Here is a 4,333-nt window from a genome sequence, read left to right as displayed (position 1 = left end):
CGTGTGCTCTTCCGATCTGACGGTGCCACCTGGACCCGCACGATGGGCTGGACGGAATACAAGCAGGTGCGCTATGCCACCGCGCGCTCCGTCTTTACATGGGATGGCAACGACACGGTAAAAGTCGGTAGCGAAGAGACGCCGGTTCGCGTGCTGGACGAAACCGTCACGACCGATCAAGCGCGCTGGCATAACCGTTACTGGATCGATAACGAAGGGCAAATTCGCCAGTCGGAGCAGTATCTGGGCGCGAACTTCTTCCCGGTGAAAACCACGCTGATTAAGGCGGCAAAATCATGATGAAACGGACTCTTGCAGCGCTGATCTTCAGTCTGAGCGCGTCATCTGTTTTTGCTGCGGGGACCGTTAAGGTCTTTAGCGCCGGTAGCACAGAGCCGAAAACGCTTACCGGCGCTGATCATCTTATCGATCTGGTGGGACAGCCCAGACTGGCGAACAGCTGGTGGCCTGGCGCGGTGATCGCTGAAGAGAAAGCGACCGTGAAAGCGCAGGGCCAACAGCAGGCGCTGCTGGCGCGCCTGGCGGCGTTAAGCGCCAACGCAAGCGGGGACGATGCCGCCGCCATTAACGCGTTGCGCCAGCAAGTTCAGGCGCTGAAGGTGACGGGTCGACAGCTGGTGAATCTCGATCCGGACATCGTGCGGGTCAGCGAACGCGGCAATCCGCCGTTGCAGGGCAACTACACGCTGTGGGTCGGCGGGCAGCCAACGGACGTCACGCTCTTTGGCCTGATAAGCCGTCCCGGAAAACAGCCGTTTATGCCCGGACGCGACGTCGTCAGCTATCTCGATGGACAAGACCGGCTCAGCGGCGCGGATCGCAGCTATGCGTGGATTGTTTATCCCGATGGCCGAACGCAGAAGGTGCCGGTGGCGTACTGGAATAAGCGTCACGTTGAACCGATGCCTGGCAGCATCATTGTTGTCGGGCTGGATGATTCTCTCTGGAGCAGCGAACCGGAAGCGCTGAACGCCGACATTCTTCATACCCTGACGCAGCGGATACCTGAATAATGAAAAAAACATATCTGCTCAGCTTACTGGCGCTGGGCATCAGCGCAGCCTGCCATGCCGAAACGTATCCGGCGCCGATTGGACCCTCTCAGTCGGATTTTGGCGGCGTGGGATTATTACAGACCCCAACCGCGCGCATGGCGCGTGAAGGGGAGTTGAGCCTCAACTATCGTGATAACGATCAGTACCGTTACTACTCCGCCTCCGTGCAGCTTTTCCCCTGGCTGGAAACCACGCTGCGCTACACCGACGTGCGGACCAAAAAGTACAGCAGCGTCGAATCGTTTTCCGGCGATCAAACCTACAAAGATAAAGCGTTCGATCTGAAGTTACGCCTGTGGGAAGAGAGCTACTGGATGCCGCAGGTGTCGGTCGGTGCGCGAGATATCGGCGGGACTGGCCTGTTTGATGCGGAATACCTCGTGGCGAACAAAGCCTGGGGACCGTTTGATTTCTCACTCGGCCTCGGCTGGGGATACCTGGGAACCAGCGGCAACGTCAGTAACCCGCTCTGTTCGTACAGCGATAAATATTGCTACCGCGATAACCGCTATAAACAAGCTGGCTCCATTGATGGCAGCCAGATGTTCCACGGCCCGGCATCGTTGTTTGGCGGCATTGAGTACCAGACGCCGTGGCAGCCCCTGCGGCTGAAGCTGGAATATGAGGGCAATAACTACCAGCAGGATTTTGCGGGCAAGCTGGAACAGAAAAGCAAGTTTAACGTCGGCGCCATTTACCGCGTCACCGATTGGGCCGACGTTAACCTCAGCTATGAACGTGGTAACACCTTTATGTTTGGGGTAACGCTGCGGACTAATTTCAACGACTTACGCCCATCGTATAACGATAACGCGCGGCCGAAATACCAGCCGCAACCGCAGGACGCGATCCTGCAACACTCAGTGGTGGCGAATCAGTTGACGCTGCTGAAATACAACGCCGGACTGGCAGATCCGCAGATTCAGGTGAAAGGCGATACGCTGTACGTGACCGGCGAGCAGGTGAAATACCGCGACTCGCGTGAAGGTATTGAACGGGCGAATCGGATCGTGATGAACGATTTGCCAGAGGGGATCCGCACGATCCGCGTGACGGAAAACCGTCTCAACCTGCCGCAGGTAACTACCGAAACGGACGTCAGCAGCCTGAAACGCCATCTGGAAGGCGAACCGCTGGGACAGGAAACGCCGCTGGCGCAACAGCGCCTTGAGCCGATAGTGCCGGAACGCACTGAGCAGGGCTGGTATATCGACAAGTCGCGCTTCGACTTCCACCTCGATCCGGTGCTGAACCAGTCCGTGGGCGGACCGGAAAACTTCTACATGTACCAGTTGGGTGTGATGGCGACGGCGGATCTGTGGGTGACCGATCACCTGCTGACCACCGGAAGCTTGTTTGGAAATCTCGCCAATAACTACGATAAATTCAACTACACCAATCCGCCGAACGATTCGAAGCTGCCACGTGTGCGTACCCGCGTGCGTGAATATGTGCAGAACGACGTTTATGTGAACAACCTGCAAGCTAACTATTTCCAGTACTTGGGTAATGGTTTCTATGGTCAGGTCTACGGGGGTTATCTTGAAACCATGTATGGCGGGGCGGGGGCAGAAGTGCTGTACCGTCCGGTCGACAGCAACTGGGCGTTTGGTCTGGATGCAAACTACGTGAAACAGCGTGACTGGCGCAGCGCGCAGGACATGATGAAATTCACCGACTACAGCGTGAAGACCGGACACCTGACGGCCTACTGGACGCCGTCATTCGCCCAGGACGTGCTGGTGAAAGCAAGCGTCGGTCAGTATCTGGCGGGGGATAAAGGCGGCACGCTGGATATCTCTAAACGCTTTGACAGCGGCGTGGTGGTGGGTGGTTACGCCACGCTTACCAACGTCTCGCCGGATGAGTATGGCGAAGGGGATTTCACCAAAGGCGTCTACGTGTCGATTCCGCTGGATCTCTTCTCTTCCGGCCCGACCCGCAGTCGTGCGGCCATCGGCTGGACGCCACTGACGCGTGATGGGGGTCAGCAGCTCGGACGTAAATTCCAGCTCTATGACATGACCAGCGATAAAAGTGTGAATTTCCGCTGAGTTAACGTGGTTTTATCCAGCCGGAAGACGGCGTAATAATCTGGCTGGATTACCCGCATATACGCCTTTTTCGGTGATTGATTTGGTCACCACGCTACCCGCACCGATAACTACGCCATCGCAGATACTGACCGCCAGTATTGTCGCGCCGCTACCAATGGAGACATCGTCACCAAGAGTAATTCGTCCCCAACTGCTGCGGTCGGCATTGGGTTTTCCTTCCCGAAACATATCGTTAGCGAACATGACGCCGTGGCCGATAAAGCAGCGGGAACCGATGGTGACATATTCGCAAATGAAGGTATGCGACTGGATTTTTGTCTCTGCGCCAATCTGCGTATTTCCCTGAATTTCGACAAAGGGGCCGACAAAAACGTTGTCGCCAAGCCGGCAGTCGTAGAGATTGGCGGGTTCATAAATCACCACATTTTCACCACAGGTGACATTGCGGAGGGTGGACTGATGAGTCGTTGCCATTTTGGGTCTCTCAGAGCGGTTTTTCCATGACGTGAAGCGTAGTGGTCTGCGACGTGGTGGAAAAAAAAGTGTTTTTCACAAAGGTCATTCCCTGCTGTTCATAGAACTGACGTGCCCGGGGGTTATCCGCCAGTACCTCCAGCCAGATCCGTGTTTCCCCTTGCGCTTTGGCCTGACGGACCACTTCGGCAAAAAGCTGTTCACCGTACTGTTTGCCAGTTTCGCCCGGCAGAAGGTAGATCTTATGCAGCAATGTCCCCGGCGGGTCTTGTGGCTCAAGGGCCTGATGTAACGAATACTTCGCAAAACCAATCGGGACGTCAGTAAAAGCTATCAACCAGAAGGTGCCCGCTTCTGCGAGACTTCTGGCGATGGCGGGCAGAGAATATTCCTGCTCAAGATACGCCGCCAGTTCGTCATCGTTTTTCCACAGATGGGCAAAATGATGACGATAGCTGGTATATCCCATTGTGCTCAACAGGCTGGCATCGTCTTGTATTGCCATTTGAAACCGAAGCATTTCGCCTTCCTTTCAGAATGTTAGGGTTGAAAGGATTGTCACACCCTTTTCTGATTGCACAAAACATAAACAAAAAATATAGCTCTCCGTCACATTTTTGCGTTATACAGGAACCTCACCACTGAGAAAGAGGTGCTGTTATGACGTCACTATCTCGTCCGCGCGTGGAGTTTATCTCTACGATCCTACAGACCGTGTTGAACCTT

The 4,333-nt window shown here is 55.3% G+C and carries 5 protein-coding genes and 1 pseudogene; 4 read left to right on the top strand and 2 right to left on the bottom strand.

Translation table 11 applies throughout. The features are described 5' to 3' along the window. From AB7E14_RS21175 to AB7E14_RS21165, 3 genes are all read left to right on the top strand, one after another. Positions 1-300 (top strand): YjbF family lipoprotein (locus tag AB7E14_RS21175; protein ID WP_428169908.1); only part of this gene is annotated, 300 nt, incomplete at its 5' end. After that, positions 297-1,034, top strand: a complete 738-nt coding sequence (locus tag AB7E14_RS21170) for a capsule biosynthesis GfcC D2 domain-containing protein (RefSeq protein WP_044328942.1) — start codon at positions 297-299, stop codon at positions 1,032-1,034. The genes AB7E14_RS21175 and AB7E14_RS21170, both read left to right, overlap by 4 nt. Beyond that, positions 1,034-3,130 carry a YjbH domain-containing protein gene (locus AB7E14_RS21165; RefSeq protein WP_216082068.1) on the top strand — a complete coding sequence of 699 codons (2,097 nt, stop codon included), beginning with the start codon at positions 1,034-1,036 and terminating at the stop codon, positions 3,128-3,130. The genes AB7E14_RS21170 and AB7E14_RS21165 overlap by 1 nt, the downstream gene beginning before the upstream one ends. Before the next feature lie 12 nt (positions 3,131-3,142). Here AB7E14_RS21165 and AB7E14_RS21160 read toward each other — a convergent pair whose 3' ends face one another. Together AB7E14_RS21160 and AB7E14_RS21155 are read right to left on the bottom strand one after the other, a co-directional pair. Beyond that, the gene (locus AB7E14_RS21160) at positions 3,143-3,607 is read right to left on the bottom strand and encodes an acyltransferase (protein WP_044264141.1); all 465 of its coding nucleotides are present in this window, start codon (positions 3,605-3,607) and stop codon (positions 3,143-3,145) included. Positions 3,608-3,617: 10 nt separating this feature from the next. Beyond that, the gene (locus tag AB7E14_RS21155) at positions 3,618-4,127 is read right to left on the bottom strand and encodes a GNAT family N-acetyltransferase (RefSeq protein WP_044253372.1); all 510 of its coding nucleotides are present in this window, start codon (positions 4,125-4,127) and stop codon (positions 3,618-3,620) included. Between the two features lie 140 nt (positions 4,128-4,267). Here AB7E14_RS21155 and AB7E14_RS21150 point away from each other — a divergent pair. Then, a pseudogene (locus AB7E14_RS21150) lies at positions 4,268-4,333 on the top strand (phosphate-starvation-inducible protein PsiE); the annotation flags it as partial.

It is taken from the genome of Citrobacter sp., from assembly GCF_050252275.1.
GTDB classification, from domain to species: Bacteria; Pseudomonadota; Gammaproteobacteria; order Enterobacterales; family Enterobacteriaceae; genus Citrobacter_A; species Citrobacter_A amalonaticus.
This window is presented reverse-complemented; position numbering and strand designations above follow the sequence as displayed.

Coding starts and splice junctions, on each gene's coding strand:
- AB7E14_RS21170 (WP_044328942.1), top strand. CDS start 297: ATGATGAAACGGACTCTTGCAGCGCTGATCTTCAGTCTGAGCGCGTCA.
- AB7E14_RS21165 (WP_216082068.1), top strand. CDS start 1,034: ATGAAAAAAACATATCTGCTCAGCTTACTGGCGCTGGGCATCAGCGCA.
- AB7E14_RS21160 (WP_044264141.1), bottom strand. CDS start 3,607: ATGGCAACGACTCATCAGTCCACCCTCCGCAATGTCACCTGTGGTGAA.
- AB7E14_RS21155 (WP_044253372.1), bottom strand. CDS start 4,127: ATGCTTCGGTTTCAAATGGCAATACAAGACGATGCCAGCCTGTTGAGC.